General features: G+C 66.3%; 22 protein-coding genes and 1 pseudogene. 11 read left to right on the top strand and 12 right to left on the bottom strand.

The window, feature by feature from the left end; all coding sequences use genetic code 11:
* The first annotated feature begins 76 nt into the window (after positions 1-76).
* Genes C4K39_RS29915 through C4K39_RS29905 form a run of 3 tightly spaced genes read left to right on the top strand, consistent with a single transcriptional unit; the run spans position 77 to position 3,672 of the window.
* The gene (locus C4K39_RS29915; RefSeq protein ID WP_124348173.1) at positions 77-1,387 is read left to right on the top strand and encodes an MFS transporter; all 1,311 of its coding nucleotides are present in this window, start codon (positions 77-79) and stop codon (positions 1,385-1,387) included.
* A gap of 19 nt (positions 1,388-1,406) precedes the next feature.
* Entirely contained in the window at positions 1,407-2,636 is a 1,230-nt protein-coding gene (locus tag C4K39_RS29910) for a Zn-dependent hydrolase (protein WP_124348172.1), read from the top strand.
* 10 nt (positions 2,637-2,646) lie between these two features.
* Positions 2,647-3,672, top strand: a complete 1,026-nt coding sequence (locus tag C4K39_RS29905) for a histone deacetylase family protein (RefSeq protein WP_124348171.1) — start codon at positions 2,647-2,649, stop codon at positions 3,670-3,672.
* 158 nt (positions 3,673-3,830) lie between these two features.
* Here C4K39_RS29905 and C4K39_RS29900 read toward each other — a convergent pair whose 3' ends face one another.
* A complete protein-coding gene (locus C4K39_RS29900) occupies positions 3,831-5,768 on the bottom strand; it encodes an amidohydrolase (protein ID WP_124348170.1) in 1,938 nt (645 codons plus the stop codon).
* Positions 5,769-5,986: 218 nt separating this feature from the next.
* Complete coding sequence (locus C4K39_RS29895) at positions 5,987-6,565, bottom strand: DUF4337 domain-containing protein (RefSeq protein ID WP_068582697.1); 579 nt, start codon at positions 6,563-6,565, stop codon at positions 5,987-5,989.
* A gap of 250 nt (positions 6,566-6,815) precedes the next feature.
* Here C4K39_RS29895 and C4K39_RS29890 point away from each other — a divergent pair, with 250 nt between their 5' ends.
* Genes C4K39_RS29890 through C4K39_RS29880 form a run of 3 tightly spaced genes read left to right on the top strand, consistent with a single transcriptional unit; the run spans position 6,816 to position 10,994 of the window.
* Positions 6,816-8,306 carry an efflux transporter outer membrane subunit gene (locus C4K39_RS29890; RefSeq protein ID WP_124348169.1) on the top strand — a complete coding sequence of 497 codons (1,491 nt, stop codon included), beginning with the start codon at positions 6,816-6,818 and terminating at the stop codon, positions 8,304-8,306.
* Positions 8,303-9,415 (top strand): HlyD family secretion protein, encoded by a 1,113-nt coding sequence (locus C4K39_RS29885; protein WP_124348168.1) that lies wholly within the window; start codon positions 8,303-8,305, stop codon positions 9,413-9,415. Before C4K39_RS29890 ends, C4K39_RS29885 begins: the two co-directional genes overlap by 4 nt.
* On the top strand, positions 9,408-10,994 hold the full coding sequence (locus tag C4K39_RS29880) for a DHA2 family efflux MFS transporter permease subunit (RefSeq protein ID WP_068582688.1): 1,587 nt from the start codon (positions 9,408-9,410) through the stop codon (positions 10,992-10,994). Before C4K39_RS29885 ends, C4K39_RS29880 begins: the two co-directional genes overlap by 8 nt.
* Before the next feature lie 4 nt (positions 10,995-10,998).
* Here the strand turns inward: C4K39_RS29880 and C4K39_RS29875 are convergent, their stop codons facing one another.
* The 6 genes and pseudogenes from C4K39_RS29875 to C4K39_RS29855 all read right to left on the bottom strand — a co-directional run.
* The gene (locus tag C4K39_RS29875) at positions 10,999-11,766 is read right to left on the bottom strand and encodes an AraC family transcriptional regulator (RefSeq protein ID WP_124348167.1); all 768 of its coding nucleotides are present in this window, start codon (positions 11,764-11,766) and stop codon (positions 10,999-11,001) included.
* 665 nt (positions 11,767-12,431) lie between these two features.
* On the bottom strand, positions 12,432-13,100 hold the full coding sequence (locus C4K39_RS29870; RefSeq protein WP_124348166.1) for an HAD family hydrolase: 669 nt from the start codon (positions 13,098-13,100) through the stop codon (positions 12,432-12,434).
* A gap of 101 nt (positions 13,101-13,201) precedes the next feature.
* Positions 13,202-14,839 carry a WG repeat-containing protein gene (locus C4K39_RS29865; RefSeq protein WP_068582676.1) on the bottom strand — a complete coding sequence of 546 codons (1,638 nt, stop codon included), beginning with the start codon at positions 14,837-14,839 and terminating at the stop codon, positions 13,202-13,204.
* A 211-nt stretch (positions 14,840-15,050) separates the two neighbouring features.
* On the bottom strand, positions 15,051-15,452 hold the full coding sequence (locus tag C4K39_RS29860) for a lysozyme inhibitor LprI family protein (protein ID WP_068582674.1): 402 nt from the start codon (positions 15,450-15,452) through the stop codon (positions 15,051-15,053).
* A gap of 38 nt (positions 15,453-15,490) precedes the next feature.
* Positions 15,491-15,940: a GFA family protein gene (locus C4K39_RS31920; protein ID WP_346780112.1), complete on the bottom strand. Its 450-nt coding sequence runs from the start codon at positions 15,938-15,940 to the stop codon at positions 15,491-15,493.
* Positions 15,917-16,813: pseudogene (locus C4K39_RS29855) on the bottom strand (ADP-ribosylglycohydrolase family protein); the annotation flags it as partial. The gene C4K39_RS31920 and the pseudogene C4K39_RS29855, both read right to left, overlap by 24 nt.
* Before the next feature lie 131 nt (positions 16,814-16,944).
* On the opposite strand from C4K39_RS29855, the gene C4K39_RS29850 reads away from it, so the two are divergent.
* Together C4K39_RS29850 and C4K39_RS29845 are read left to right on the top strand one after the other, a co-directional pair.
* Positions 16,945-17,403: an SRPBCC family protein gene (locus C4K39_RS29850; RefSeq protein WP_068582651.1), complete on the top strand. Its 459-nt coding sequence runs from the start codon at positions 16,945-16,947 to the stop codon at positions 17,401-17,403.
* A gap of 80 nt (positions 17,404-17,483) precedes the next feature.
* The gene (locus C4K39_RS29845) at positions 17,484-18,287 is read left to right on the top strand and encodes an aminoglycoside phosphotransferase family protein (protein WP_083236061.1); all 804 of its coding nucleotides are present in this window, start codon (positions 17,484-17,486) and stop codon (positions 18,285-18,287) included.
* 264 nt (positions 18,288-18,551) lie between these two features.
* Here C4K39_RS29845 and C4K39_RS29840 read toward each other — a convergent pair whose 3' ends face one another.
* Complete coding sequence (locus C4K39_RS29840; RefSeq protein ID WP_124348164.1) at positions 18,552-19,877, bottom strand: aminotransferase-like domain-containing protein; 1,326 nt, start codon at positions 19,875-19,877, stop codon at positions 18,552-18,554.
* A gap of 89 nt (positions 19,878-19,966) precedes the next feature.
* On the opposite strand from C4K39_RS29840, the gene C4K39_RS29835 reads away from it, so the two are divergent.
* Together C4K39_RS29835 and C4K39_RS29830 are read left to right on the top strand one after the other, a co-directional pair.
* Positions 19,967-20,599 carry a LysE family translocator gene (locus C4K39_RS29835; RefSeq protein ID WP_124348163.1) on the top strand — a complete coding sequence of 211 codons (633 nt, stop codon included), beginning with the start codon at positions 19,967-19,969 and terminating at the stop codon, positions 20,597-20,599.
* A 23-nt stretch (positions 20,600-20,622) separates the two neighbouring features.
* Positions 20,623-20,967, top strand: a complete 345-nt coding sequence (locus tag C4K39_RS29830; RefSeq protein ID WP_124348162.1) for an antibiotic biosynthesis monooxygenase family protein — start codon at positions 20,623-20,625, stop codon at positions 20,965-20,967.
* A gap of 10 nt (positions 20,968-20,977) precedes the next feature.
* Here the strand turns inward: C4K39_RS29830 and inhA are convergent, their stop codons facing one another.
* Entirely contained in the window at positions 20,978-21,664 is a 687-nt protein-coding gene (inhA, locus tag C4K39_RS29825; protein ID WP_124348161.1) for an isonitrile hydratase, read from the bottom strand.
* Positions 21,665-21,756: 92 nt separating this feature from the next.
* On the opposite strand from inhA, the gene C4K39_RS29820 reads away from it, so the two are divergent.
* Positions 21,757-22,743: a GlxA family transcriptional regulator gene (locus tag C4K39_RS29820; protein ID WP_124348160.1), complete on the top strand. Its 987-nt coding sequence runs from the start codon at positions 21,757-21,759 to the stop codon at positions 22,741-22,743.
* Positions 22,744-22,750: 7 nt separating this feature from the next.
* On the opposite strand, the gene C4K39_RS29815 is transcribed toward C4K39_RS29820, so the two are convergent.
* Both C4K39_RS29815 and C4K39_RS29810 read right to left on the bottom strand, forming a co-directional pair.
* Positions 22,751-25,189, bottom strand: coding sequence for a PEP/pyruvate-binding domain-containing protein (locus C4K39_RS29815; RefSeq protein ID WP_124348159.1), 2,439 nt, complete (start codon positions 25,187-25,189; stop codon positions 22,751-22,753).
* A 14-nt stretch (positions 25,190-25,203) separates the two neighbouring features.
* On the bottom strand, positions 25,204-26,646 hold the full coding sequence (locus C4K39_RS29810) for a TIGR01777 family oxidoreductase (RefSeq protein ID WP_124348158.1): 1,443 nt from the start codon (positions 26,644-26,646) through the stop codon (positions 25,204-25,206).
* Positions 26,647-26,652: the final 6 nt, after the last annotated feature.

Raw genomic sequence — 26,652 nt, 5'->3', positions numbered from 1 at the left:
TCCACAACGGCGCCCGCAGAAGGCGCCTGCGCTGCACCGTCCTCCTGCCAGAACAACAATCAAGGGAGCCTGATCCATGTCCTCCGCCTCGCCTCAACCGCGCCGGGCCGCTGCCGCCGCGTTCATCGGCACCATGATCGAATGGTACGACTTCTACATCTACGCCACGGCCGCAGCGCTGGTATTCGGCGCCTTGTTCTTCCCCTCCAGCGACTCGCTGTTCAGCACCATGGCGGCCTTCGGCACCTTCGCCGTGGGCTTCTTCGCCCGGCCTCTGGGCGGCATCATTTTCGGCCATATCGGCGATCGCATCGGGCGCAAGAAGTCCCTGGTCATCACCTTGCTGATGATGGGCGTGGTCACGGTGTGCATCGGCCTGCTGCCGACCTACGCGCAGATCGGTGCCACGGCGCCGGTGCTGCTGATCCTGTTGCGCATCGTCCAGGGCATCGCCGTGGGGGGCGAGTGGGGCGGGGCGGTATTGATGGCCGGCGAGCATGCGCCCAAGGGCCGGCGCAACTTCTTCGCCTCTTTCGCACAACTGGGCAGCCCGGCCGGGTTGATCCTCTCGCTGCTGGCGTTCAGCGCCGTGACCCGCTTGCCCGAGGAAGCCCTGATGAGCTGGGGCTGGCGCCTGCCGTTCCTGGCCAGCGCGCTGTTGCTGGTGGTGGGCCTGGCGATTCGCCTGGGGGTCGAGGAGTCGCCGGAATTCCTCGCCAGCCGCGAGCGCGCCGCCAAGGCTGCCCGCCATGAGCAGGCGCCGGTACTGGAAGTCCTGCACAGCGCCTGGCGGCCGTTGCTGCTGTGCATCGGCGCCAACACCCTGGGGATCGCCGGGGTGTACTTCACCAACACCTTCATGATCGCCTACAGCACCCAGCAGCTGCAGATTCCCCGGTCGCTGATCCTCGAGTGCCTGTTCGTGGTGGCGATCATCCAGTTCTGCATCCAGCCCCTGGCCGCCTGGGTTGCCGAGAAGATCGGCGCCACGAGCTTCCTGTGCCTGGTGGCGATGCTGGCCATGGCCTCGCCATACCCAATGTTCGTGCTGGTGAGTTCGGCCCAGGCGCCGCTGATGATCCTCGGCATCGCCCTGGCGGTGGTGTGCATGGCGTCCTTCTATGCGGTGATCGCCGGCTACGTCAGCGGCATGTTCGAGACCCGGGTGCGCTACACCGCGATCTCCCTGGCCTATCAGGTCTGCGGCGCTGTGGCCGGTGGCCTGACACCCTTGATCGGCACCTGGCTGGCCCATCGTTTTCTCGGCCAATGGTGGCCGATGGCGCTGTTCTACAGCCTGATCGCCGCTGTATCGCTGCTGTGCGTGCTAGCCCTGGCCCGCCGGCACGCCGCTGCCCATCGCCTGGAAATGGCATCCCACGCCTGACTGTCTGGAGAACCTGAAGATGTTGAAGATCAATGGCGAACGCCTGTGGGCGAGCCTGATGGCCATGGCCGAGATCGGCGCCACCGCCCGTGGCGGTAGCTGCCGCCTGGCCTTGAGCGAAGAGGACAAGGCCGGTCGCGAACTGTTCGCCCACTGGTGCCGCGAAGCCGGGCTGAGCCTGAGCGTCGATCCCATCGGCAACCTGTTCGCCAGGCGCCCCGGAACCGACCCGCAGGCTGCGCCGGTGATGATCGGCAGCCACCTGGACACCCAGCCCGAAGGCGGCCGTTTCGACGGGGTCTACGGGGTGCTGGCGGGGCTGGAAGTGCTGCGCAGCCTGAACGACCAGGGCATTGCCACCTGCAAGCCGCTGGAGCTGGCGGTCTGGACCAACGAAGAGGGCGCGCGCTTCACCCCGGCGATGTTCGGCTCGGCGGTGTTCACCGGGGCCATGGCCTTGGAAGATGCGCTGGCGGTGCGCGACGCCGAGGGCATCAGTGTCGCCCAGGCTTTGCAGAACACCGGTTATGCCGGCCAGCGGCCCTTGGGCGGGGCGGTGGATGCCTACTTCGAAGCGCATATCGAGCAGGGACCGATCCTCGAAGACAACGCCAAGAGCATCGGTGTGGTCAGCGGTGGCCAGGCCATCCGCTGGCTCGACATCCAGGTCGAAGGCATGGCCGCCCACGCCGGAACCACGCCGATGCCATTGCGCAAGGACGCCCTGTATGGCGCGGCGCAGATGATCCTGGCGGTGGAGCGACTGGCCGCCGATTTCGCTCCCGAGGGCCTGACCACCGTGGGTGAGTTGAGCATCGCCAAATCCTCGCGCAACACCATTCCCGGCCTGCTGCAATTCACCGTCGACCTGCGCCATCACCAGGACGAGCAGATCGCCGCCATGGAGCAACAGGTCCAGCAGCGCCTGGAGGAGATCGCCCGGCAACGGGGGCTCAAGGTGCGCATCAGCCGCCACTGGGTCAGCCCGGCCACGCCGTTCGACGCCGACTGCGTGGCAGCGGTGCAGGAGGCAGTGGACGGCCTGGGCTACCCTCAGCAGTCCATCGTCAGCGGCGCCGGCCATGATGCGATCCTGCTGGCGCGTTACTGCCCGACCGCCATGGTGTTCATTCCCTGTGTCGGCGGCCTGAGCCACAACGAAGCCGAAGATGTCTTGCCCGAGGACGTGCGCCAGGGCGCCGATGTCCTGCTTAACGCCGTGCTGGCCCGTGCCGGCCGGGTCGCCTGAGGAGCCTTGCATGCGCAGTTTTTTCCACCCCGAACAATTGCTTCACCATCCCCGGAGCTATTTCTCCCGGGGCCAGATGCGCACGCCCCAGGAAGTGCCCGAGCGGGCGCGGCGCCTGGTGCAGGCGGTACACACCCTGGGTTTCGCCCTGGAGCAACCGCTGGATGCCGGCCTGCAACCCCTGCTAGCGGTGCATGGTGCGGCCTACCTGGAGTTCCTCGAACAGGCCCATCGGCGCTGGAAGGACATCCCCGAGGACTGGGGCGAGGAGGTCATGTCCAACATCTTCGTGCGTGAGCCCAATGCCCTGCGTGGTGTCCTGGCCCAGGCCGCGCGCTACCTGGCCGACGGCAGTTGCCCGGTGGGCGAGTGGACCTGGCGCTCGGCCTACTGGTCGGCCCAGAGCGCCATCGCCGGGGCCAGGGCGCTGCTCGATGGCGAACCGGCGGCCTACGCCCTGTGCCGCCCGCCGGGGCACCATGCGCGGGCCGAGGCCGCCGGTGGCTTCTGCTACCTGAACAACGCGGCCATCGCCGCCCAGGTGCTGCGGGAGCGATACAGCCGGGTCGCGGTGCTCGACACCGACATGCACCACGGCCAGGGCATCCAGGAAATCTTCTACGAGCGCAGCGACGTGCTGTATGTCTCGGTGCACGGCGACCCCACCAACTTCTACCCGGGCGTCGCCGGTTTTGCCGAGGAACGTGGCAGCGGCGCGGGCCAGGGCTACAACCTCAACCTGCCCATGGCCCACGGTGCCAGCGAAGAGGATTTCCTCGCGCGGCTGGAGCAGGCCCTGGCCGCGGTACGGGCGTTCGATGCCCAGGTGCTGGTGCTGTCCCTGGGCTTCGACATCTTCGAGCTGGACCCGCAAAGCAAGGTGGCGGTAACCCGTGCCGGCTTCGCCAGCCTGGGCCAGCGTATCCGCGGCCTGGGCCTGCCATGCCTGATCGTCCAGGAGGGTGGTTATCACCTGGAAAGCCTGGAAGACAACGCCCGGGCCTTCTTCGCCGACGCCGCTGCCTGGGCCTGCTGACCGGATCAGACGCTGGCTGTGTGTTTGCCAGGGGAGCGGCTGGACGGCACTCGCCCTCTGGCGCGAGCCTTTACCTTTCCCTGAGTGTTGGCATCTGCAACGGCCCGAGTGTCCCGCAACACCATCGCCGGTGCTGCGGGAGAGGGCTTGCCGAGGTGTCAGCTGGCGCTGCTGGAGTACACCCGCTGGCCGCCTTTCCAGGTCTCATGCACCTTGATGTCGCGGAGGCTGGTGGCTGGGACGTTTTCGTCCAGCGGGTCCTGCTCGAGGATCACGAAGTCGGCGAAGTTGCGCTCAGCCAGGGAGCCGGTCCAGGCTTCGGCATTGCACTGCCAGGCGGCATCGTAGGTGATGGCTTTCAGCGCTTGTTTACGCGTCAGGCACTCTTCGGGGTTGAGCACCGGTAACTGTTGCGGGTCCCGCACATAAGGCGTCTGTCCTGGGAGGCGCAGGCCTTCCATCTTGCGCGTTACCGCCTGCTCCATCGAGCGCAGCGGGCCCAGCGGCGTGACCGTGCAATCGCTGTGCAGGGAGATCCGCAGGTCCTTGCCCAGGGCCATCTGGCACAGGTCGAGCATGGTGTCGGCGCGATTCTCGAAGATTGCCTGCTGGAAGGCGTAGCCCCAGTAGCCGACATGCCCCACCAGGAAACTGGGCGACAGCCCCAGCTTGACCATGGTCTTGAGGCGATCTTCGCTGAGCAGCGAGCAGTGTTCGATGCGGTGGCGCTTGTTCAGGCCCACACCCTGCTCGAAGGCTTTCTGGTAGGCCTGCAGGGTGAAGTCGATGGCCCGGTCGCCATTGGCGTGGATCATCAGCGGCCAGCCCTTGGCGGCGACGGCCTGGACCAGGTCCTGGTAGGCGGCGGGGAGGTCTTGCGGATCTTGCTCGCCCTCATCGCAGAAGTTGAAGTTGCCCTTGGGGCGGGTACCGGCATTGCAGCAGTAATCGGCGGTCTGGTAACCGGTCAGCCCCTGGTTGGAGCCGTCCGAGACCAGTTTCACCGAGCCCTGGTACATGCGCTTGGCCTGTTCGCGGGTGGCCGGCTGATAGGCCGGTAGCTGGCCGATGCTCTTGGCCGTGCCGTTGCAGGCCGCGGCGTAGCCGATGCGCAGGGTCCGCGGATGGTTGAGGAAATAGGCATCCAGCAGCAGCTTGGAGATGGGGTCCATCATGGCGTCGTACAACAGGGTGATACCGCGCCGCGCGGCGGTGGCGAAGTAGTGGTCCAGGCGCTTGAAGATGTTGAGCATCTCCAGTTGCTGCTTGAGGGGAATGACCAGGATCGCCTTGAGCACATCCTCTTCCTGCACCGTGCCGTTAGTGACCGTGATCCCGGCCTTGGTGACCAGTTCGCTGGCGGCGCTGTTCAGGTAGGCGGTGTGCATCGAGGCGCTGACCAGCAGCATCGGGTGCAGCTTGTCGATGCTGTCCAGGTTGCCGACTTCTTCGTCGAAGCCGCAGCCCAGGGTGATGAGCTGGTTCTGGCCCCCGGGCACCACCTTGAACGGCATCAGCGCCGGGTCGACCATGTGCCCGAGGATCCAGGTCGAGTTGTCCTTGGGGAGCTGGGCCTGGATGGTGGTCTTCAGCCAGTTCCAGTCATAGACGGGACGCAGTCGCTGGTTCTGCCGCTCGTCGTGGTTGAAGGTTTTGCTGTCGGGGTCGGTATCCACGTCATTGACGATGGCGCCCAGGTTCAACCAGCCATCCATGGCACAGCTCTGCACGATATGGGCGTGGGGTTCCACCAGGCCGGGGAGCAGTGTCCTGCCGCCCAGGTCCTGGGTGGTGTAGGTGAGCTTCAAGTCCTGCATGCGCGCCTTGACCTCGGCCAGGGTGCCGACGGCCACCACATCGCCGGCATGGATGCCCAGGGCCTCGACCCGGTCGTCCATATTGCCCTCGCGCAGCGGATAGATGGTGCCATTGGTGAAGACGATGGATGCGCCGTCCGGCTCCTGCAGCGGGCCATGGGCTTCGCGGGGCAGCCCGGCCATGTAGCGGGCCGGGTCGAGGCTGTGCTTCAGCGCTTCCCAGACCGGGTTGTGGCATCCGCACTGGATGTAGTCGTGATCATTTCCATTTGATCCCATGATGCGTTCCTCAAGGTTCTTGGTGGTTTGAGGGGGAAAGGTTCATGAGCCAGGAGCACGGGCAGGTACGATCCGGCTCGCGCTGAGCGTAGCAGCCGTTCGCCGGGCGAGCTGGCCCATTGCCAGGAGCGGCCCGGTCCTGCGCCGGCCCGTGGCGGGGTTGGTTGGGGGGCGGATTGGCAAACGCAGGCAGCCCTCGAGGATTTCCAGGCGCGCCGCTAGATATGCAACCAGGCCAACGAACCCAGCAGCACGCTGGCCCCGGCCGTGCCATAGGCCAGGCGCGCCAGCCATTGCTTGCGGGTCAGCAGGGTGATGGCTGCCATCGAGATCGCGATCTGGATCGCCATCATCGCCTGGGCCCAGCGATGGTGCTGGTGCAAGGCGGCTTCGGACTGTTCATCCCAATCCTGGGCCTGGGCTTCCAGGGCTTCGGCCTTGAGGCGCACCGCTTCCTTTTCCTTCTGGTAGCGCTGGGCCTCGATGCCATAGTGCTTGGCATCCACTCCGGGAATATGAGTCGCCAGCTCCGCCAGGTTCTGCCGACTGGACTTGGCCTGGTAGTAGTTCCACTGGTTGGCCGCCTCGGTCTTCTTCATCGCTGCATTGTTCTTGTCCATCGCCGCCAGACTCTCGCTGGAGCCGGCCTGGTAGCTCAACAGGGCGCCAATGGTGGCCATGATCGCCGTCATCACCGCAATCTTGCTGGCGAAACCATCGCTGCGGGCATGGGCATGTTCGCTTACGTGTTCCAGGTGCTTTTCGTGGGGGCTGGGCACTTCGAATTCTTCGGTCATGGCGATCGATCAGGAAGTAGGGAGGGGGGAAGTATCAAATTGTAACTACGGTGCCGACGCCCGGTTGGTCTGGCGCAATGTTGTTCAGCCAGGCGACAGCCTGGCATTGCCGATGGTGAAAGCGTGCTGAGACGGGCAGCGGGGTGCTCGAAGGATAATGACCATTTTGCGATAACAGAAAGGAGATTCTCGTTAGACGGTCGTCAGATGCCTTCCTAAAGTAGGCCCATCGTCTCATCGAGTATCTTCCATGCCTATTTACCGGGGGCCCGCGCTGGCCCTGTGCATCTTCCTGGGCGCCTGTAGCGTCGGGCCACAGCGAGCCCCCAGTACCACCTTGAGCCTGCCTGCTGATCCATCCCCGGCGCGCGAGCCTGGGAGCGACCAATGGTGGCGCCTGTACCAGGACCCGGCATTGAATGCCGCCGTCGAGGAGGCACTTAGCCACAACCGCGACTTGCGGGCGGCGGCGGCCAACCTGTTGCAAGCCAGGGCCCTGTTGCGTGAAGCCGATACCCTGGACCAGCCGCAGACCCAGTTGTCGGCCAACGCCGGTTATGGCAGCACGGCGGACGACCAACTGGAAGCGGCCCTGGGCGACAACCGACGTATCCGCACCGGTACTCGCTACGGCATCGGCCTGGATGTGCAGTGGGAGATGGACCTGTTCGGTCGCTTGCATGGCCTGGAGCAAGCGGCCCGGGCCGATGCCGACGCCGCAAGGGCTGCCGAGGACGGCCTGCGGGTGGTGGTGGCCGCCGAGACCACCCGCGCCTGGCTGCAAGCCTGCAGCTACGGCCAGCGCCTGGATGTGGCGCGCCAGTCCCTGGCACTGGTGGAGCAGGGTCGTGACCTGACTGCCGAGCTGCATCGTTCCGGCGCCGCGCTGCCCCTGGACGTGGCCCGGGCCGAGGGGCTGGTGGGCCAGGTGCGCGCCGCCGTGCCGTCACTGGAAGCCGGGCGCCAGCGGGCCCTGGCCGAACTGGCGGTACTGTTGGGACGCCTGCCGGGTGATGTGCCGGCCCGGGCGCAAGCCTGTCGCCAGCCTCCGGCGCTGATTGCCAGCCTGCCGGGCGATGATGCCTTGGCCATGTTGCGTCGGCGGCCGGACGTGAGCCAGGCCGAACGTCGGCTGGCGGCGGCCACGGCGCGTATCGGCGTAGCCCGGGCCGAGCTCTATCCGCGTATCAGCCTGGGTGCCGGGATCGCCAGTTCGGCCCATCATCCTGACGGTTTCGACGAGCGCGACGCCTCGGTCTGGCGCCTGGGACCGTTGCTGTCCTGGAGCTTTCCCAATATCAGCGCAGTACGTGCCCGGATCGCCCAGGCCGATGCCCGTGAAAGCGCAGCGCTGGCGGAATTCGACCGCAGCATCCTGGTGGCGCTCAAGGAGCAGCGCCAGGCCCTGAGCGACTACCAGGCCGCCGGGCAGCGCCAGCAGGACCTGCAGCTGGCGGCCGAACGCAACCACGAGGCCCTGCGCCTGGCCGGCCTGGCCCGCGCCGCCGGAGCGTCCAGTGCCCTGGACTACCTCGATGCCCAGCGCACCGATGTGGCTTCCCGATCCGCGGCGGCGCGGGCCGACGGCCAACTGATCGACGCCCAGGTCCTGGTATTCAAGGCTTTCGGTGGCGGCTGGCGCAATGCCCCGCCGGTGATCCTGCCCACCGTGGACCGTGACAGCCACGCATCGTCCTTTCGCTCCTCCTCCTCTCAAGCCACTGGCGAGTCCCTGCAATGACCGATACCGCTTCTACTTCCGCTTCCCCTGTCCATGGCCTGACCCGACGCCGCCTGTTGCTGTACACCGGGCTGGTCCTGGGCCTGCTGCTGATCCTGGCCTGGAGCCTGTACTGGTGGTTCAACGGTCGTTTCCTGGTGGTGACCGACAATGCTTACCTGCGTGCCGATATCGTCACCATCGCGCCCAGGGTGGCCGGCTACCTGGCCAGCGTCGAGGTGCGTGACAACCAGCTACTCAAGGCCGGCGACCTGCTGGCCCGGATCGACGACAGCGATTACTCGGCACGGGTGGAGCAGGCCGAGGCCGTGCTGCGCGAAGCCCGTGCCGAATTGCGCACGGGGCAAGCCCGGTTGGCCAACCTGGGGGCGCGCCAGCAGCAACAGCAGAGCCTGATCGGCGAGGCCCAGGCACAAGTGAGCGCGGCCCAGGCCGAGTCGTTGCGCGCTGGCCAGGAAGGGCGCCGGCAACGGCACCTGGCCAGCCAGCAGGTCAGCAGTGTGCAGCAATTGGAAAGCGCCGATGCCCTGGCGCGCCAGGCCGACGCTGCGTTGGTCGCTGCCCGGGCCAGCCTGGCCGCGCGCCGCCAGCAAGTGGCGGTGCTCGATACCGAGCAGCAGAGTGCCCGGGCCCAGCTGGACAAGCTCGAAGCCGGCGTGGCCCGCAGCGAGGCCCAGTTGCGCCTGGCCCGTATCGACCTGGCCCGTACCGAGCTGCGCAGCCCCGTGGATGGGGTCGCCGGGCAACGCAGTCTGCGCGCAGGGCAGTATGTGGAAGTGGGGGCGCCGCTGCTGGCGGTCGTGCCCCAGGAGGCCTACGTAGTGGCCAACTACAAGGAGACCCAGGTCGACGGCATGCGCCCCGGGCAAGTCGCCCAGGTCGAGGTCGACGCCCTGGGTGGCCAACGGCTCAGCGGTCGGGTGGAGAGCTTCGCCCCGGCCTCTGGCGCGCAGTTCGCCCTGCTGCCACCGGACAACGCCACCGGCAACTTCACCAAGATCGTGCAACGCATGCCGGTGCGCATCCACCTGGACCCCGGGCAGCCGCGCCAGGCCGAGTTGCGCCCAGGCATGTCGGTGGTGGTGACCGTGGATACCCGCCATGACTAGTGCCGAGCGCTTGGCCGAGCCAGCGGCCGAGGCAGTGCCGGCGATCAGCCTGCGTACCTGGGTGGCGGTGTTGGGCAGCGTGGTTGGCTGCTTCATGGCCGGAATGAACGTGCACGTGACCAACGCCTCGCTGCCGGATGTGCGCGGCTCCCTGGGCGCTACGTTCGAGGAGGGCTCATGGATCACCACTGCCTACCTGGTGGCCGAGATCATCATCATCCCCATGACCGGCTGGCTGGTGTCGGTGTTCTCCATGCGCCGGGTGCTGATGGTCGGTACCGCCGGCTTCGTACTGTTCTCCATCGCCTGTTCCCTGGCGCCGAACATCCACAGCCTGATCCTGGCGCGGGTGCTGCAGGGAGCCTTTGGCGGCGTACTGATTCCGCTGTCGTTCCAACTGATCGTCACCGAGCTGCCGGCGGCCCGCCATCCCCTGGGCATGGCGCTGTTCGCAGTGGCCAACAACGTCGCCCAGGCGGCGGGCCCATCCCTGGGCGGCTGGCTCACGGATGCTTACTCCTGGCGCTGGATCTTCTACCTGCAAGTGCCACCGGGGTTGCTGCTGCTGGCAGCCATCGGCTGGTCGGTGCGCCCGCAGCCCATGGTCCTGGAGAAGTTGCGCCAGGGAGACTGGGGCGGCATCGCCAGCATGGCGGTGGGCCTGGCGGCCTTGCAGATCATGCTGGAGGAGGGCGGGCGCCATGATTGGCTGGCCTCGTCGTTCATCGTCAACTGCGCGGTGTTGGCCTGCGTCGGCCTGCTGGCCTTCACGGTCATCGAACTGCGTCGCCCGCAGCCACTGATCAACCTGCGGCTGCTGGCTCGCTACAACTTCGGCATCGCCAGCCTGATGCAATTCACCTTCGGTGCGGTGGTATTCGGCGTGGTGTTCCTGGTGCCCAACTACTTCGCCGAGATCCACGGCTACAACGCCCGGCAGATCGGCCTGATGATGATTCCCTACGGCCTGGTGCAGTTCGCCATGTCCTTCGCTACGCCGCACCTGATGCGCTGGACCAGCGCGCGAACGATCATCATCGCCGGCTTTGCCATTACCGGCATCGGTTGCCTGATGAACATGCACCTGAACCCCGATGCCTCGGTCAACGTCATCGTGCCGTCGCTGGTGATCCGTGGCATCGGTCAGTCGCTGGTGGTGGTGGCGCTGGGGGTGATGGCCATCCAGGGGTTGGAAAAAGACCAGGTGGGTTCGGCCTCGGGGCTGTTCTCCATGGTGCGCAACGTCGGTGGCGCCATTGGTATCGCCCTGTCCAGCCAGGTGGTGGTGGAGCGTGAGAAATTCCATGGTCAGCGCATTGGCGAGTCGGTGAGCCTGTTCGCCCAGGCCACCCAGGAGCGTCTGGTGGAGTGGGTGCGGATGCTCGCCCAGGTGCCGCTGGACTACGCCAGCGCGCTGCATTCGGCGGCGGCCGCGCCCTTGCGCCGACAGGCCCTGGAATTGATGAACCGGGTGTTGCATCGCGATGCCCTGCTCATGGCCTACAGCGATGCCTTCCTGCTGGCTGGGGCCGCGATGTTGCTGTGCGTACTGGCCGGATTGCTCCTGCGCCGGGCCTGAATGCTCAACGGTAGAACTCCGATGGCGGAGTGCCGAACTGGTGCTTGAAGGCGGCGGCGAAGGCACTCTGGCTGTCGTAGCCGTGTTGCAGGGCCACCTGCACCACGGGCATGCCCTGGGCCAGGCACTCCAGGGACATCAACAACCGCGCCTGCTGGCGCCAGCGGCCGAAGGTGATGCCGGTGTGGCGCTGGAACTGGCGGTGGAAGGTCTTGGCGCTCATGGCCAGGCGGTCGCTCCATTGCTCGGCGGTGCGGTTGTCCGCCGGATCTTCGGCCAGGGCCTGGCAGACCTGGAGCATGCGCGGTTCCTGGGGCCAGGGCAGGCTGAATGGCAACACTGGCAGCGAGCGCATTTCATCGAGTATCAGGCGCATCAGCCGGCCATCGCGGCTATCGGCCTGGTAGTGCTCATCGACCTGGGAGGCGGCCAGGATCAATTCGCGCAGCAACGGCGAGACCTCGATCACGCAGTCGTTCTCGGGTAGGTCGCTGATGGCGTCGACGTTGACGAACAGGCTGCGCATGCGCACAGCCCCGCGCATGCGCACCCGGTGCTCGACCCCGGCCTGCAGCCAGACTCCGCGGCTGGGCGGCACCACCCAGCGTCCGGATTGGGTATCGATCACCAACACGCCTTCGATGGCATAGGCCAGTTGCGAGCGGGGATGGCTGTGGGAGGGGATCACATGGCCGTTGGGATAATCCACGGCAATGCTGGTGACCGGTACCGCCAGGCTGTCGATGGACGAAACTACAAGCAGGTCGGACATGGATGCATCGCCTCCAGGCAGGACAAAGGGTGTCCATCATAAAGTGCAATGTCCATTTCGAGACAATGAAAGAGCACTTGCTGCCGTAGTCTCAGTTGCTGCCGATAATCCGCGATTTCAACGTAGGCCGCTAACAAGCGTATTGGCAGCAGAACGCCAGGCAAAAAAAAGCCCGCGATGAGCGGGCCAAATGGGATTCGTTAAGGAGTGGCTCTCAATCTAAGGCTGGTGAGGTGAAAGAGCTGTGAAAAAAAGGTCGCGTTTAAGAAAACGCGCATTGGTTTTTTCCTGAATCCCACAGATCTTTAGGAATTATCTGATGTGGCCAGTTGTGGCCTCCCACGTAACATGGCTCCCTGCTCGCCCAGCCAAAGGGGGGCTTCGGCTGAGATACCACTGCCGAAGTAATGGGCGAGCACCCTTTCTCCCCCCGACTCCTCGCTTGAATCGCCACTTCCTTTATTTCCGCCCTGCACTGCCAGTTCATCGCCTGTACGGCGTGCCTGCCAAATCGTGCAGTTCAGCGCCTGCGTTGCGGGTGCCCACCCGGCGTAACCGGACAGGCTGCTGAGGTGCGAGGTGCGAGGTGCGAGGTTGGCAGAGGGTGGGTCATTAGAGCCTGCGGTGGTGGCTGGCGCAGGCTCTGGCAGATTCCGGGCAGGTCCCTAGGCAGGCAGACCGAGCCGATGATGGATCTCCGACCACAGTTGCGGGTCGTCGAAGTCGCGGATAACCCGGTGGGCACCCGCCTCCAGCAAGGTCCGGGGGGGGTGGCTGGTGGCCAGGCCGAAGGTGGGGATACCGGCCCCGACCGCGGCTGTCAGCCCCGGGACCGAGTCTTCGAAGGCCAGGGCTGCACTGGCGCTGGCACGCAGGCATTCCAGGCCGCGAAGGTAGGGCAGGGGATCGGGCTTGGCCCGGGGTAGTTCTTCGGCCACCAGCACTTGATGCAGGCGTTGTTCAAGGCCCAGGGCCTTGAGCATGTGCTCGGCGTTGGCCCGTGGAGCGTTGGTCACCACGCAGGTAGCAATGCCGTGCTGCTCGGCGAAATCCAACAGGCGCAACAGTCCGGGCATCGGTTCCAGTTGTGCTGACAGTTGGCGAAAGCGCTGTTCCTTGCGCTCGGCAAAGGCCTCGTGCTCGTTCACGCTGCGTCCGGGGAACAGGTAGCGGCACATGTTGGCGTTGGCCTGGCCGCTGACATGGGCCATGAATTCCTCGTGGCCGAAGTCCCGGCCTTCTTCCTCCTGCAACAGTTGCTGCAGGGCCAACAGGTGCAGGGCATCGGTGTCGGCCAGGGTGCCGTCAAGGTCGAAGAGCAAAGCGTTGAGCATGGGAGACAGTTCCTGTCGGGCCCCATCCGGGCCGGTTGGCTGAATCGATCAAGCCCGCATCCTAGCAGGCTTGATCGCAGCCGTGGCCGCTCAACTAAGGGTCAACCCTCGGCCGGGCCGTCTTCGTCGGGCTGTGGGCAGTGCTCTTGTGGGTTGGTTGGCCACAGCACCTTGCCCTGGCCATCGAGCACTTGTTCGGCACCGCATTCGACCTGGGTCACCTGGAAGCTCGGGGTGCCGTCCATGCGGTACAGCGCCTTGATGGTGCGGGTCTGGTCGTCGCCGAGGCCTTCCACGGCATAACCGAAGATCGCGCCACGGGCTTCATCGATGACCAGCTCCTGCCACTTGCCGGGAATCAGGCGTTGGCCCTTCATGTCCAGCAGCGCTACGGTGGCCAGCGGCGAGGTGTCTTCGCTGGCCAGCAGGTAGTGACCGGTGCTGTCCAGGTGGATGTCCACGTATTGGCCTGGCTCCATCAGTACCTTGCCCGTGGCGTCCATCAGGCCGACGGTGGCGGTCTTGGTCGCCTCACCGAACAGGGTGACCGGCTTGGTCGGGCTGTCAGGCGTGCTGAAGGCGAACAGGTCGGGGGTAATTGCACCGATATTGGTGTAGGTCGGCTTGAACAGTTCGACACCCTTGTCCACATCGAAGATGCCGTAGGTCGCGGTGAACGCGCTTTGCAGGGTACCGATCTGGTTCAGGCCGGCCACCTGGGGGAACAGGCCGTAGGGACTGAAGCCTGCCGGTTCCGCCGAGTCGTATACCGGCTGCACTTTCCACTGGCCCTGCGGGTCGATCATGCCGATCTTGCCGCTTTCGCCATCGGCGCCCTTGGCCGTGACCAGCGCTCCTTGCTTGCCGAACACTTCGCAAGTGCTGAACTGAGCCTGGATCACCGTCTTGCCTTGCAAGTCCAGGTAGCCACAGGGGCTGTCGTATTTTTCCCTGAAGGCCACCCGGCTTTCGCCCGGCACGCCCAGCCAGTAGTACTGGGTACCGCCAACCAGCTGGGCCTGGGCATCGGCCAGGAACTTGCCCTGGTCGTTGCTGACCACCAGGTACCCGTTGGCGGCGCTGTCGATGTTGTCGAACGCGACTTTCTTTTGCTCGTGGGTCTTGAGGTTGAACGCCCACTTTTCCTCGCCGCGTTCGGCGGTCATCCACCAGCCGCGCTTGGCGAAGTCGTCGCGCACCACGCTGCTGTCATACAGCGCCTGGGTCAGTTCCTGGCCCTTGGCGTCCAGCAGGCCGCGTTTCTCGTTCAATTCATAGACGATGAAGTCGTTCTGGCCTCCGACGTACAGGTCATCGAAACGCGGCGGCTGGACTTCCTTGCCGCTCTGGTCGATGACGCCCACTTTGCCGTCCTTGCCGAAGCCGAAGTAGCCAGGGGTCAACAGACGCAGGTCATCGGTGAAATTGGCCAGCAGGATCTGCTTGCCGTCGGCACTGGCCAGGTTCCAGGTCCCGTCCTTGGCGAACAGGAAACTCTTGTCCAGGGGCAGGGTGACGACAGCCTCATAGTCGTTGTCGGCACCGACCAGCACCGAGCCGTTCTGGTCCAGCACTGCGCATTCGCCGTTGGCGCACACGGGAATCACCATGGCGGCGGGTGCCGGGGCAGGCGCGGCGGCCACGGTCTTGGGACTGGATTCTTCCTTGCATCCGGTCAGGGCCAGAGCAGACAACGAGAGGATCAGCGAGCCGAGACGGGCGCTGGCGCTTCTATCCATGAACGAAGGTTCCTTTGCAATAGGGGGGAATTGCACTGCCTGCGCAAGCGGCCAGGCAAAGCGGGGTGATTCTGCGGTGGCGACAGATAAATGCAAGATCCAATTGCAAAGAAAACCACCGGTACAGCCCACCGCGCCGTACAAGGCCCAGACGTTTTTCACGACATGGCGCGCGGGGCAACAGTCCAACGAGGCTGGAGACAGGCGTCTGCTACCGCCCCAGCACCGGGCAGCTCACATCACCTTCCTCACACTTCAGGTAGTTCTTGAAGTTCTCCACCCGGGCCTTGGTCAGTGCCGTCATGCATTGGCTATAGGCCAATGGGTAGAGGCTGCCACCTTCCACGCCCGAGGTAGCGTAGCCGCATTCGGCATCGCGAAATGCCACCCAGGCGCGCTGAGCGCTGACCAGCCGCTGCTTGCTGTGCGCCTGGTTCTTCAGGCCCTGGCTGATCTGTTGGTACAGGCTGTTCAGCTCCTTGTCCGCAGCCTTGTACTGGACGCTGGCGCACTGGTTCAGGGCGGCTTGGTCGGGAGCATCGCTGCATTCGTCGGCGTGGGCCAATGGCGCCAGCAGCAGGGGCGCAAGGGCCAGGATCAGGGTTGGGCGCATGGAGGGTCTCGCAATCGGTCAGTGGGAAGAATCGCCGTCTAGTCGCGGCCGGGTTGCCATTCGGGCCAGCTGTCCAGGCCTGCATGGGCCAGCCAGGGCACATCGTGGGAGGTCCAGATATGCATCTGCGGCATCTGCCCAGGATCATCGTCCAGGGTCGCTACCCGCAGGATCACATGGGGTTGTCCTGCACGTTCAGCTAGAAGGTGGGAACCGCAGACCGAGCAGAAGTGCCGCAGCTTGCCCGGGGACGATTGGTAGCTGCTCAGGTGTTCCTGGCCCCGCAGCCAGCGGAAGTGTTCGCGCATCACCCCGGCTGTGGAGGCAAAGGCAGCGGCGTGGGCCTTGCGGCAGGTCTGGCAATGGCAGTGGCCGATGGGCATGTCCAGGCGCTCGACCTGATATTGCACGGCCTTGCACAGGCAACTGCCGTGCAACGGCCGGGCGGGCGCTTGGCGTTGGGCCGCGGCCAGCAGGTCGTCGGCCATGGCCTGGATCTCCTGGCCCATGTGCAGCTTGGCCAGCCAGGGCCCGGGTATGCCCTGGATGCCGTAGAAGGCTCCGGCCAGTTGGCCGACGATGGCGGCGGTGGTGTCGGCATCGTCCCCCAGATTGGCCGCGGCCAGCACCGCATCGGCGTAGTTGTCGCTGTGCTGGAAGCACCACAGCGCCGCTTCCAGGGAGTCCACGCAGTAACCGTTGCCGCGAATCTCTTCGCGGCCCTTGCTCAGGTAGCTACCGCGCGCCAGGGTCGCCACCTTGGCTTGCTCGAACCGCATGTCCTCCACCACCTGCAGCTCCTGCTTGGAGGCGCCGGCCAGGGCCCTGGCGATCAGGCTGGCAAACAGCTGGCAGCATTCGATGGCTTCGGCGGCGCCATGGGTGGTGCGCGAGCTGTCGCCAGCGAACTGCCGGACCCGGGCCAGGTCAGGGTAGAAAAACAGCACCACGGGGGCCAGGCGCATCAGCGAACCGTTGCCGGCGGTATAGGGATCGCTGGAACCGGCGAAGGGCTGGCCATGTTCCTGATAGTCGGCCAGGGCCTGGCGCACGGTCATGCCGATGTCGAAGCATTCGCCGGTGGCGCTCAGATAACCCCACTGCCACCAGTTCAGGTAGCGGCCCATCTGGTCGGCGGCATCGAACCCGTTCTTGCGTAGCAGGCTTTCCCCCAGGCACAGGGCCATCGAGGTATCGTCGGTCCACTGGCCGGGCTTGAGGTTGAACGGTCCGCCACCTTGCAGGTCAGTAACGGGTGGGAAGCTTCCACGAGGCTTGAATTCGACGCTGGTACCGACGGCATCGCCGCAGGCCAGGCCCAGCAGGCTGCCGCGATAGCGGTCGAGGAGGGCGAGGGGCATAGCAGGTCCTTTGCAAAAGCGTTGGGTGGGTGACATTAGCATTTTTATCCATGGCCGCCGGGCCGGTCCGCAAGCAACTGACGGTTGCGCTCGACCCAGGGCGGTCTAGTGTTCATCACTGGAGGTGGCTTATGAATTCTTCAGATCGTATCGAACGCAAGATCCTGCTCCAGGCCAGTGCGGCGCAGGTCTGGGCCGCGCTGAGCGAGGCCGAGAGCTTCGGCCGCTGGTTCGGCGTGACACTCGCTGGCGAGCATTTCGCTCCGGGCCAGCGGACCCGTGGCGCCATCACTTACCCCGGTTACGAGCACCTGGTGCTGGAGGTGCAGGTGGAGCAGATGTTGCCCGAGGAGCTGTTCTCCTTCCGTTGGCACCCTTATGCCGTGGAGCCGGGCCACGACTACTCGAGCGAGCCCACCACCCTGGTGCGCTTCGAGCTGGACGAACACGCCGAAGGCACCTTGCTGCGGGTCAGCGAATCGGGGTTCGACGCCATTCCCGCCGAGCGCCGGCTCAAGGCCTTTCGCATGAACAGCCGCGGTTGGGACGAGCAGATGGGCAACATCGAGAACTACCTGCGCCAGCAATGATTGCCGGGCCACCAACCTTGCGCTGGTGCCCGGGCCGTTTGAAACTTGCAGCTTGTCGCTGACCGCTCGGAGCTGCTGTTGTGTTTGCAACCTACATTGAACGCTGGCGCCTGTTGGCCGATGGCGAACCCATCGTGACCCCCGGCAGTCGCCTGTTGCCGGTGCGCCTGGAGACGGGCGCACCGGCAATGCTGAAGATCGCCCTGGATGAAGACGAACAGGCCGGTAACCGGCTGATGGCCTGGTGGGGCGGTGAGGGCGCGGCGCGGGTACATGCCCAGCAAGACGTTGCGCTGCTGATGGAGCGGGCCATGGGGCCGGGTTCGCTGATGCGCATGGCCCTGGCCGGTGACCACGACGCGGTCAGCCAGATCGTCTGCGCCACCCTGGCGCGCCTGCATGCGCCACGGCCTGACCCCCGGCCACCCTTGCTGGCGCTGGACCACTGGTTCAAGGACCTGCATGAGGCGGCACGACAACAGGGCGGCCTGTTCGTCCAGAGCCTGGCCATGGCCGAGCACCTGCTCGCAACACCTCGGGATGAAGTGGTCCTGCATGGCGATGTACATCACGACAACGTATTGGATTTCGGCGAGCGTGGCTGGCTGGTAATCGACCCCAAGCGCGTGTACGGCGAGCGCACGTTCGACTTTGCCAACCTGATCTGCAACCCGGACCTGCCCAGTGCCACCGATCCCCTGCGTTTCGAGCGCCAGGTACGGGTGATCGCCTGCGCGGCCAATCTGGAACCCCGGCGGCTGGTGCAGTGGGTGCTGGCCTTCAGCGGCTTGTCCGCCGCCTGGTTTCTCCAGGACGATCATCAAGCGGGGGCCCGGCACCAGCTCAAGGTCGCGGCTTTGGCGGTTCAGGCCCTGGCGGGCTGATCTAGGGGATTGCGTAGGTGCGCTATAGCCAATTTCCTACACGCGCTGTATTTCAATGCGCCTTCTGCCTACCCAGGTACATGTTTAATATCTCTTCCCACAACTGCAGCGCAGGACGCGCTTCAGGATCACGGAAGATCGACCATTAGCACGGATGCTGCAGACAGGATGTCATGATGGTCTTGAAAGAAACCCGCTTCGGCGGGTTTTTTTTCGCCTGGGTTTTCATCGGGCCGGAGCCCGCAACGGCGAGGCTCCGGTCGGTCACCGGGTGACTTCGCTGTGCACCTTGTGCAGCGCCTGCTCCAGCAGCGGCAGGCTGATCGAACCCAGGGCCAGGCGCAGCGCCTGGGGTGTGTGGGTTGTGGTGGCGAAGGGATCTGCCGAGGTCACGGTTACCTTCTGCCGGGCCAGGGCCGCCACCACGCTGTCGGCCCGACGACCGTCCCCCAGCTTCAACCAGAGAAAGTAGGACGAAGGGTTGGCCAGGTAATCGCAACCCTGCAGCACCCGTGCTGCCAGGTGCTGGCGTTGGCGGGCGTCGTGGCGCTTCTGCTCTTCCAGGTTGTCCACCAGCCCCGATTCTATCCACAGGCAACCTAAGGTCACGGTCAGGGTCGGGGTGCTCCAGCTGGACACTCGAATCGCCCGTTCCAGGGCCGGGATCAACGCCGGGGGCGCGACGATGAAACCGATGCGCAGCCCCGAGGCGACGCTCTTGGACAAACCCGAGATGTACAAGGTGCGCTCCGGCGCCAGGGTCTGCAGTGGTGGCGGCGCCGGTTCAGCGAGAAAGGCATAGGCACCGTCCTCGATCAGCCAGAAGTCATGCTCGCGGGCCAGTTGCACCAGGCGCTGGCGCTGGGCCAGAGGCATCACCGTGCCCAGGGGGTTGTGCAGGGTGGGCATGCAGTACAGCGCGCGCACCGGCCGCCGGCGACACAGCTCTTCCAAGGCGTCGAGGTCGGTCAGGCCATCGATCTGCGGCAGGGGTTCCAGGTCCAGGCGGTGGACCAGGGCCAGGCTCTTGAGGCCCGGGTACGTCAGGGCGTCCACCGCCAGGACATCCCCGGGCCGCAGCAGCGCCAGCAGGCTGACCGCCAGCCCTTGCTGGGCGCCATTGACGATCAGCACCTGCTCGGCACCGACGCGGATCTCGCGATTGCGCAGGTGCCGGGCCGCGGTCTGGCGTTCATGCAGGCGCCCGCCCTGGGGAGCGGAATGCAGCAGGGCATCCAGGTCGCCGGAGGCGGCGATGGCCCGCAGGCCCTCACGCAGGTTCTGTTCCTGGCCGGGCAGGGCCGGGTAGTTGAAGGACAGGTCCACCTCGCAGTCCTTGGCCGGTTGCTGCTCCAGGCCCATCCCCCGGCACAGGCTGCTATCGCGTACGAAGGTCCCGCGCCCGGCCTCGCCCACCACCAGACCAATGGCTTCCAGCTCCTGGTAGACCCGCAAGGCGGTGGCCAGGGCTACCCGCTCCCTGGCCATCAGCGCCCGGACCGTGGGCAACTGGGTGCCGGGCGGCAACTGCCCGGCACGAATGCGCAGGGCGAAATCATCGACGATGGCCTTGTAGCGAGTGCGGCGCATTGCTGGACTCCCGGTGTATCTAGAACAGTTTTTTGTTTGTATCAGGAAGGGCTCCTAATCTACCGGCTTTCCCGCAGGAGCGCACAAGCATGCCGGACTGGACGAGCCTATCGATCTTCATCGGTGCCGTACTGTTGTTGCTGTTGTCACCGGGGCCGAACATGGCCTTCGTCCTCAGCCAGGGCATGGCCTATGGCTGGCGGGGAGGGGTCGCTTCGGGGCTGGGGATCGGGGTCGCGGATATCTGCCTGACCCTGCTCACCGCCACCGGCGTCACCACGCTGGTGGCCAGTTGGCCGCCGGCCCTGGACCTGATTCGTTATGCCGGGGTCGCCTACCTTTTGTGGCTGGCCTGGAAGGCCCTGGGCAGCAGGGCTGGCTTGAACCTTGCCGACACGCCCCGGGTGCCGCTGGCCACGGTGTTCGTCCGGGCCATGGGCAACAGCCTGCTCAACCCCAAGGCGCTGTTGTTCTTCATGGTCTTCTTGCCGCAGTTCGTCAGCCCCGGACAGGGCAGCATCGCCTGGCAATTGGTGGTCCTGGGCTTGGTCCTGACCCTGGTCAGCGGCGTCTTTCATACCTGCCTGGGAGTCTTTGGTGCCGCGCTGGGCCGTGGCCTGGCCGCTCGTACGGCAGGTGTTGCCAGGTTGCAGTCCTGGCTACTGGCGGCGGTGTTGCTGGCCCTGGCCTTGCGCCTGGCGCTGATGACCCAGCCGAGCTGATTTTTCCCCAATGGAGTCCGAGCATGTACATCGCCGCCTTTATCTACAAGCCCGGCCAGGCCGACGAAGAGTTCCAGCGTTTGAGCGCGATCATCGACGAAGTTGCCGCCAGCCTGCCGGGTTTCGTCGGTGCCCAGTCCTGGACCAACGCTGGCCAGGGCCTGGTCAACGCCAGCTACTACTGGGAGGACGAGGCATCGATCCAGGCTTTCGCCCGCGACCCCCGGCACCTTGCCGCCAAGCGCCAGTACCGGCGTTGGTACGCCGGTTACCAGGTGGTGATCTCCAGGGTCGAGCGGGTCTATGGCGATGGCGGCATTGACTCCTTGCTGGCCAGCGACCGCCACGGCCCGGTACGCCGCGCCTGAGGGTGCCGGATCAGCCGGCCTGCAACCTGGCGGCGGCGCGCAGGGTGATTTCCCGGCGCTTGTTCAGGGAGGCCGTGGTGGCCTGGCGGGCTTGTTGCACCAGGGGGGCGGGGGCGGTGTCCGGGCTGCCAGCGTCGAAGGGCGGGGCCGGGGCATATTCCAGATCCAGCTGCACCCGCTGCGCAGTCTGTGGGTCGAACAACTCGGCGGCCAGGGTCAGGGCGAAGTCGATGCCCGCGGTGATGCCGCCGCCGGTGAACAGGTTGCCATCGCGCACCACTCGTTCATGGACGGGAATGGCCCCCAGCAGCGCCAACAACTCGTGGTAGGCCCAGTGGGTGGTGGCCCGCTTGCCCTGTAGCAGGCCGGCGGCACCGAGCACCAGGGAACCGGTGCAGACCGAGGTCAGGTAACGCACTTGGGCGGCCTGCTGGCGGAGAAAATCCAGCACCTGTGGGTCTTCCATCAAGGCCCCGACGCCGGCCCCGCCCGGTACGCAGAGCACATCCAGCGGCGGGCAAGCGGCGAAGCCAGTGGTGGCTTGCAGCAGCATCCCGGCACTGGAGCTGATCGGCCCTGGCTCCTTCCACAGCAAATGCACTTGCGTATCCGGCAGCGCCGCCAGCACGTCATAGGGGCCAGTCAGGTCCAGTTGCTGGACGCCTGGGAACAACAGAAAACCGATCTGCACGGCCATTGCGAGCTCCTTGTATCGATGGGGTGGACGAGCTGACTCTAGCCTTCTAGGATTTGGCGCATACGCCAACCTGCCCTCGATTTACGCCAATCATGCCCAGCACCGCGAAAAACGTCTTTGTCCTGGCTTTTGCCAACGCCCAGTTGCTGGATGTCACCGGGCCCTTGCAGGTGTTCGCCTCAGCCAATGACCGGGCCCGCGAGCGGGGGCTGCCGTTGCCCTATAACCCCCGGGTGGTGGCAAGCCCCGGCGGGGCGACCCTCAGTTCGTCGGGCCTGGCGTTGTTGGCCGACCCCCTGCCGGGCCTGGAGCAGGCTTGCGATACCTTGATCGTGGCCGGTGGCGGCGGGGTCTACGCGGCTGCCCGTGACCCGCAACTGGTGGCCTGGATCGCGAGCCGGGCGGGGGCGGCACGGCGGGTGGCCTCGGTCTGTACCGGGGCTTTCCTGCTGGCGGCCAGCGGCTGGCTGGATGGCCGACGGGTGGTGACCCACTGGACTCGCTGCGAGCAACTGGCCGAGGCCTATCCGCAATTGCGGGTCGAGGCCAACCCGATCTTCATCAACGACGGCCCGGTCTGGACGTCGGCCGGGGTCACTGCCGGCATCGACCTGGCGCTGGCCCTGGTGGAGGCTGACCTGGGGCGCGAGGCAGCCCTGGAAGTGGCCCGGCAACTGGTGGTGTTCCTCAAGCGCCCGGGCGGGCAGGCGCAGTTCAGCGTGACCCTGGCGCTGCAGAACGGTGGCGGGCGTTTCGATGGGCTGCACGCCTGGATCGCCGAGAACCTCAACCGGGAACTGACGGTGCCGGTGCTGGCCGAGCAAGCGGCCATGAGCGAGCGCAGTTTCGTGCGCCACTACCGCACCGACACCGGCCAGACCCCGGCCCGGGCGATCGAGCTGATCCGGGTGGAAACCGCCCGCCGCTTGCTGGCCGACACTGGCTTGTCGATCAAGCGCATTGCCGTGCAGTGCGGTTTTGGCAGTGAGGAGACTCTGCGCCGCAGCGTGTTGCGGGCCCTGGGCGTGACGCCCCAGGCCTATCGCGAACGTTTCGCCGCCACCCAGGAATCCTCCTGAGCCACTCTCAGTCCTGGACCAGGTTCAGTTGACCGTCGACATAGTGCACTTCGCGGCCCATCCAGCTCGGATCCACCTGGGGCAGCACCGCCGAGGGCTTGCGCAGTTCCCGCAGCAGGGTCGAGCCATGGGACAGGCGCCCGCCCATGCGTGCGATCACTGCCCGCGCCTGCTGGTAGTGGGCATGCCGACCGGGGTCGAGGGTGTCCTCCAGGAGGATGTCCACCCCGAGGATGCCCTGGGCCTGGCCCGGGTAGATCATGAAGCCACTGGCCTGCTCGCTGCCTTCGCGGCCGTCCTGCCAGAAGCTGCCACCGCGACTGCGCACCTGTTCGTGGGGGGCGAACCAGTAGTCGCGATCGGCCTCGGGCAGTGCATGGTGCAGGCCCATGAAGAGGCGCATCAGGTTGTCCCGGTACCATTCGCGCACTTGCAGGTAGTAGCCGCGCATGCCCGGCAGGCCCAGGCGATGGGCCAGGGCGACGGCCGGGCTCCAGCTTGGGAACGCCTGCAATGGCAGCGGCGCGCATGCTGGGCGCGCAGTGCCGGGATCGGTTTCCCAGGGCAACCGATGGGGGCTGTGCTCCAGGTTGTCGTAGGCGGTGGGCGGGCGACCGAGCAGGGCGCCACCGCTGCTGGCCAGGGCCGTGGCGATGCACAGGTTGCCCTGGACCACGAACACGTAGAAGCGGCTGAACCAGTCCGCCAGTTCCTGGCCCGAGGCCCCGGCCTCGCGCAGTTGCGCCAGTTCCCGTTCGAAGCGCCGCAGGCCCGGTTCCAGGCTCAGCAGGTGGCTGCGGGCGATGAATTGCATGCGCAGCAGGCGTGGTAGCGAACGCAGCAGGCGCAGGGGCCGCAAGGGCAGGGCCGGGGCCGCGCCACCGACTTCGGCGGCATAACCGGAGGAGGGCAGGCCCCAATCCGCCAGGCGCGCCAGGAACAGGTCGTTGTTGATGTAGGAGGCGCCGCCGAACAGGGCGGTAAACGGCTCGTTGTTCTCCAGTACCCGGCTGTCCCAGCGGGCCATGATCGCCGGGATGCTGGCCGCTGCCCGGCGCTGGCCGTACTCGACGAAGCGGCTGGGTTGTGGTGGCAGGATCTCGGCGATGTTGGCCGCGGTCAGGTGCCGGCGCCAGCCGTAGTCGCTGATCGGGCGGTATTGCAGCAGCCACAGTTGCTGGCCATCCCAGGCCCACTCGATGTCGCCGGGGACGTAGTGGAAAACCTTCAGCACCCCTTGCAGAAAGTCCCACAAGGCCTTGGCAGACAGGCCGTGGCGGGTGGTGAAGGTGCCGCTTTCCCAAGCCTGGCCCAGGCGCGACAGCACCGCCCGCTCGGGGCTGGCCTGGCCATCGGCGAGGCTTTCCAGGTGGCCCTCGACCCATTCCAGTTCCACCGCCAGGTGGCGCACGAAGGCGATCCCCGACAGCACCGGCTGGACGAAACGCTGCACCACCACTTCCTCGACCCCGCTCCGGCGCAGTTCGCTGATGCGTTGCGCCACTTCGCTGGCGGCCACCCGCAGGTAGGTGGTGCTGAGCCCGGCGTTGGCCGAGTCGGCCTGGTCTTCGCCATAGCTGGAGGAACGCACGGCCCACAGGGCATCGGGCTGGCTGGCCAGCAGCGATGGCAGGCGCGGATCCTCGGCGCTGTCCAGGCTCAGGGCGGCCGGCACCGGCTGGCCGGCCCATTGTGCAAGATGCAGGCGCCCGCCCTTGGTGTGGGCGACGAAGCCATCGTTGGGCGCCTCGATCCAGGCGACGAACTCGGCCGGCGCATCGATCCACGGGTAGTGGCCCCAGCCCGGGCGCAGGCTGACCCGCAGGTCGGCGCGGGCCAGGATCGCGCTCCAGGCTGCGGCCTGGGCGCTGCCGAGCAGTTGGTCCTGATCACCCCAGACCAGCTCCACCGGGTCTTCGATCCATTCCAGCAGTGGCAGCGCGGTGTCGGCCCGCAATTGCTCCCACAGCGGCACGAAGGCCCGGCAGCGGGCATAACCTGCGCCCATGCGCCGGTACTGCTGGGGGCTCCAGCGCTGGCGCGAGAACTTGTGGGCGAACCAGGCCGGACGCTGGCCGAGCAAGCGGTGGATCAACAGCCGCACCGGCAGTGGCGACATCAACGCCGGCAGGCGCCGCTGCCAGAGGAAGGCCCCCACCGGCGACAGCAGCACGCTGCGGGAGAAGTGCCCGGGACGGCGCTGCAAGGCATGCAGCACCACCAGGGCGCTGATGCCCACGGCGACGATGGCGTTGCCCGGGGCGGTCAGCGCCAGCAGGGCCTCGGCGTACTGCCCCAGGTCGTCGCACGGTGGTTGTGGGTTGTCGCCGAACCCCGGCAGTTCCAGGGTTTGCACTCGATAACGGCGAAAGTGCGGTACGGCATCGTCCCACCAGTCGCTGGCGCTGCCGTTGCCCGCCAGCAAGTACAACAGGGGCTTGCTCATCGAGGCTCCTCGGTTCAGGCCAGATCGCGCAGGGCGCTGTCCAGGGTCGGGTAGCGGAAGCGGTAGCCGGCCTGCAACAGCCGCGCCGGCACCACCTTCTGGCCATCGAAGAACAGCTGGGCCATTTCCCCGGCCAGAGCCCGCACCGGCGCTGAGGGTACATGCAGCCATACCGGGCGCTTGAGCAACTGGCCGACGCTCTCGGCGAACTGCCCCTGGCTCACGGCATCCGGGGCCACCAGGTTGTAGGTGCCCTCCAGGGATTCGTCGCGCATGGCGCGGGCCATCACTTGCAGCACATCGTCGCGGTGCACCCAGCTCATGATCTGCCGGCCATCACCCATGCGTCCGCCAAAACCGAAGTAGAAGGGCATCAGCAGCGGCTTGAGGGCGCCGCCGGGGCCGAACACGATACCCAGGCGCAGCACCACCTGGCGTACGCCGAAGCGTTTGGCGGGCTCGGCCGAGGACTCCCAGCGGGCGCACAAATCCGCCATGAAGCCTTCGCCGCGCTCGGCGTCTTCATCCAGTTCCTGGCTGGCATCGCGCACCCCGTAGAAGCCGATGGCCGAGGCCTGGATCCACAGGGCCGGCTTGTGCTGGGCGTGTTGCAGCCAATTGAGCAGGCCTTCGGTGGTGCCGACCCGGCTGGCCAGCAGTTGTGCCTGGCGCTTGGCCGACCAGCGCGGCCCGGCCACCGGGGCGCCGGCCAGGTTGATGATCACGTCGAACGCTTCGCCATGGCCCAGCTTGTCCAAAGAGCGCAGGCAGCGGGCGCGACCGTCGAACAGGTAGGCGGCGCGCAAGGGGTCCCGGGCCAGCACGCTGACCGTATGGCCGGCGTCGAGCAACTGGTTGACCAGCGCTTCGCCGATGAAGCCGGTGCCGCCGGTGACCAGCACCCGCTTGCCTGCGCCGCCGGTGAACGGATTGATCGCCTGCCCCTGGCGTTGCAGGCGCAGGGCCGCCAGGCCATCGCGAATCCCCGAGGCGCTCACGCCCACGGCGAACAGGCTCAGGGCCCAGCCCTGCCAGCCCAGGTCGATAGGGGCCAGGGCGCTGGGCAAGCGCGACCATTCCAGCAGTTGCAGGCCGTACAAGGCGAAGAAGGCACCGGCGTTGATCGCCAGCACCGTGTGCATGATGCGCTCGATGGCCGGCAGCTTGCGGCTGCGGTCCTCGACCACGAAGTCCCACAGGGTCAGGCCGATCTCCAGGGCGAACAGCAGGGCGATCACCAAGGCCCAGATGCCCTGGAACGCCAGGTGGGCGATGCCCATGAACAGCACGCCGTAGAAGCACGAGCGCAGGGCATGGATGCTCAGTTCCTTGCGTGCGCTGTGGCGTTGCGGCAGGGCCACGGTGAGTTCGTGGTGGTAGAGGGTGTCCAGGGCGCCCAGCACCCCTTGGGCGAGCAGCAGGGCGACGGCCCACTGCAGGAACGGCAAGTCAGCCACGATGAT

Source organism: Pseudomonas sessilinigenes (genome assembly GCF_003850565.1).
Classification (GTDB): domain Bacteria; phylum Pseudomonadota; class Gammaproteobacteria; order Pseudomonadales; family Pseudomonadaceae; genus Aquipseudomonas; species Aquipseudomonas sessilinigenes.
This window is presented reverse-complemented; position numbering and strand designations above follow the sequence as displayed.

Bases quoted from the DNA above. Each gene is read 5' to 3' on its own strand.
- C4K39_RS29915 (WP_124348173.1), top strand. From the start codon at position 77: ATGTCCTCCGCCTCGCCTCAACCGCGCCGGGCCGCTGCCGCCGCGTTC.
- C4K39_RS29910 (WP_124348172.1), top strand. From the start codon at position 1,407: ATGTTGAAGATCAATGGCGAACGCCTGTGGGCGAGCCTGATGGCCATG.
- C4K39_RS29905 (WP_124348171.1), top strand. From the start codon at position 2,647: ATGCGCAGTTTTTTCCACCCCGAACAATTGCTTCACCATCCCCGGAGC.
- C4K39_RS29900 (WP_124348170.1), bottom strand. From the start codon at position 5,768: ATGGGATCAAATGGAAATGATCACGACTACATCCAGTGCGGATGCCAC.
- C4K39_RS29895 (WP_068582697.1), bottom strand. From the start codon at position 6,565: ATGACCGAAGAATTCGAAGTGCCCAGCCCCCACGAAAAGCACCTGGAA.
- C4K39_RS29890 (WP_124348169.1), top strand. From the start codon at position 6,816: ATGCCTATTTACCGGGGGCCCGCGCTGGCCCTGTGCATCTTCCTGGGC.
- C4K39_RS29885 (WP_124348168.1), top strand. From the start codon at position 8,303: ATGACCGATACCGCTTCTACTTCCGCTTCCCCTGTCCATGGCCTGACC.
- C4K39_RS29880 (WP_068582688.1), top strand. From the start codon at position 9,408: ATGACTAGTGCCGAGCGCTTGGCCGAGCCAGCGGCCGAGGCAGTGCCG.
- C4K39_RS29875 (WP_124348167.1), bottom strand. From the start codon at position 11,766: ATGTCCGACCTGCTTGTAGTTTCGTCCATCGACAGCCTGGCGGTACCG.
- C4K39_RS29870 (WP_124348166.1), bottom strand. From the start codon at position 13,100: ATGCTCAACGCTTTGCTCTTCGACCTTGACGGCACCCTGGCCGACACC.
- C4K39_RS29865 (WP_068582676.1), bottom strand. From the start codon at position 14,839: ATGGATAGAAGCGCCAGCGCCCGTCTCGGCTCGCTGATCCTCTCGTTG.
- C4K39_RS29860 (WP_068582674.1), bottom strand. From the start codon at position 15,452: ATGCGCCCAACCCTGATCCTGGCCCTTGCGCCCCTGCTGCTGGCGCCA.
- C4K39_RS31920 (WP_346780112.1), bottom strand. From the start codon at position 15,940: ATGGCCGACGACCTGCTGGCCGCGGCCCAACGCCAAGCGCCCGCCCGG.
- C4K39_RS29850 (WP_068582651.1), top strand. From the start codon at position 16,945: ATGAATTCTTCAGATCGTATCGAACGCAAGATCCTGCTCCAGGCCAGT.
- C4K39_RS29840 (WP_124348164.1), bottom strand. From the start codon at position 19,877: ATGCGCCGCACTCGCTACAAGGCCATCGTCGATGATTTCGCCCTGCGC.
- C4K39_RS29835 (WP_124348163.1), top strand. From the start codon at position 19,967: ATGCCGGACTGGACGAGCCTATCGATCTTCATCGGTGCCGTACTGTTG.
- C4K39_RS29830 (WP_124348162.1), top strand. From the start codon at position 20,623: ATGTACATCGCCGCCTTTATCTACAAGCCCGGCCAGGCCGACGAAGAG.
- inhA (WP_124348161.1), bottom strand. From the start codon at position 21,664: ATGGCCGTGCAGATCGGTTTTCTGTTGTTCCCAGGCGTCCAGCAACTG.
- C4K39_RS29820 (WP_124348160.1), top strand. From the start codon at position 21,757: ATGCCCAGCACCGCGAAAAACGTCTTTGTCCTGGCTTTTGCCAACGCC.
- C4K39_RS29815 (WP_124348159.1), bottom strand. From the start codon at position 25,189: ATGAGCAAGCCCCTGTTGTACTTGCTGGCGGGCAACGGCAGCGCCAGC.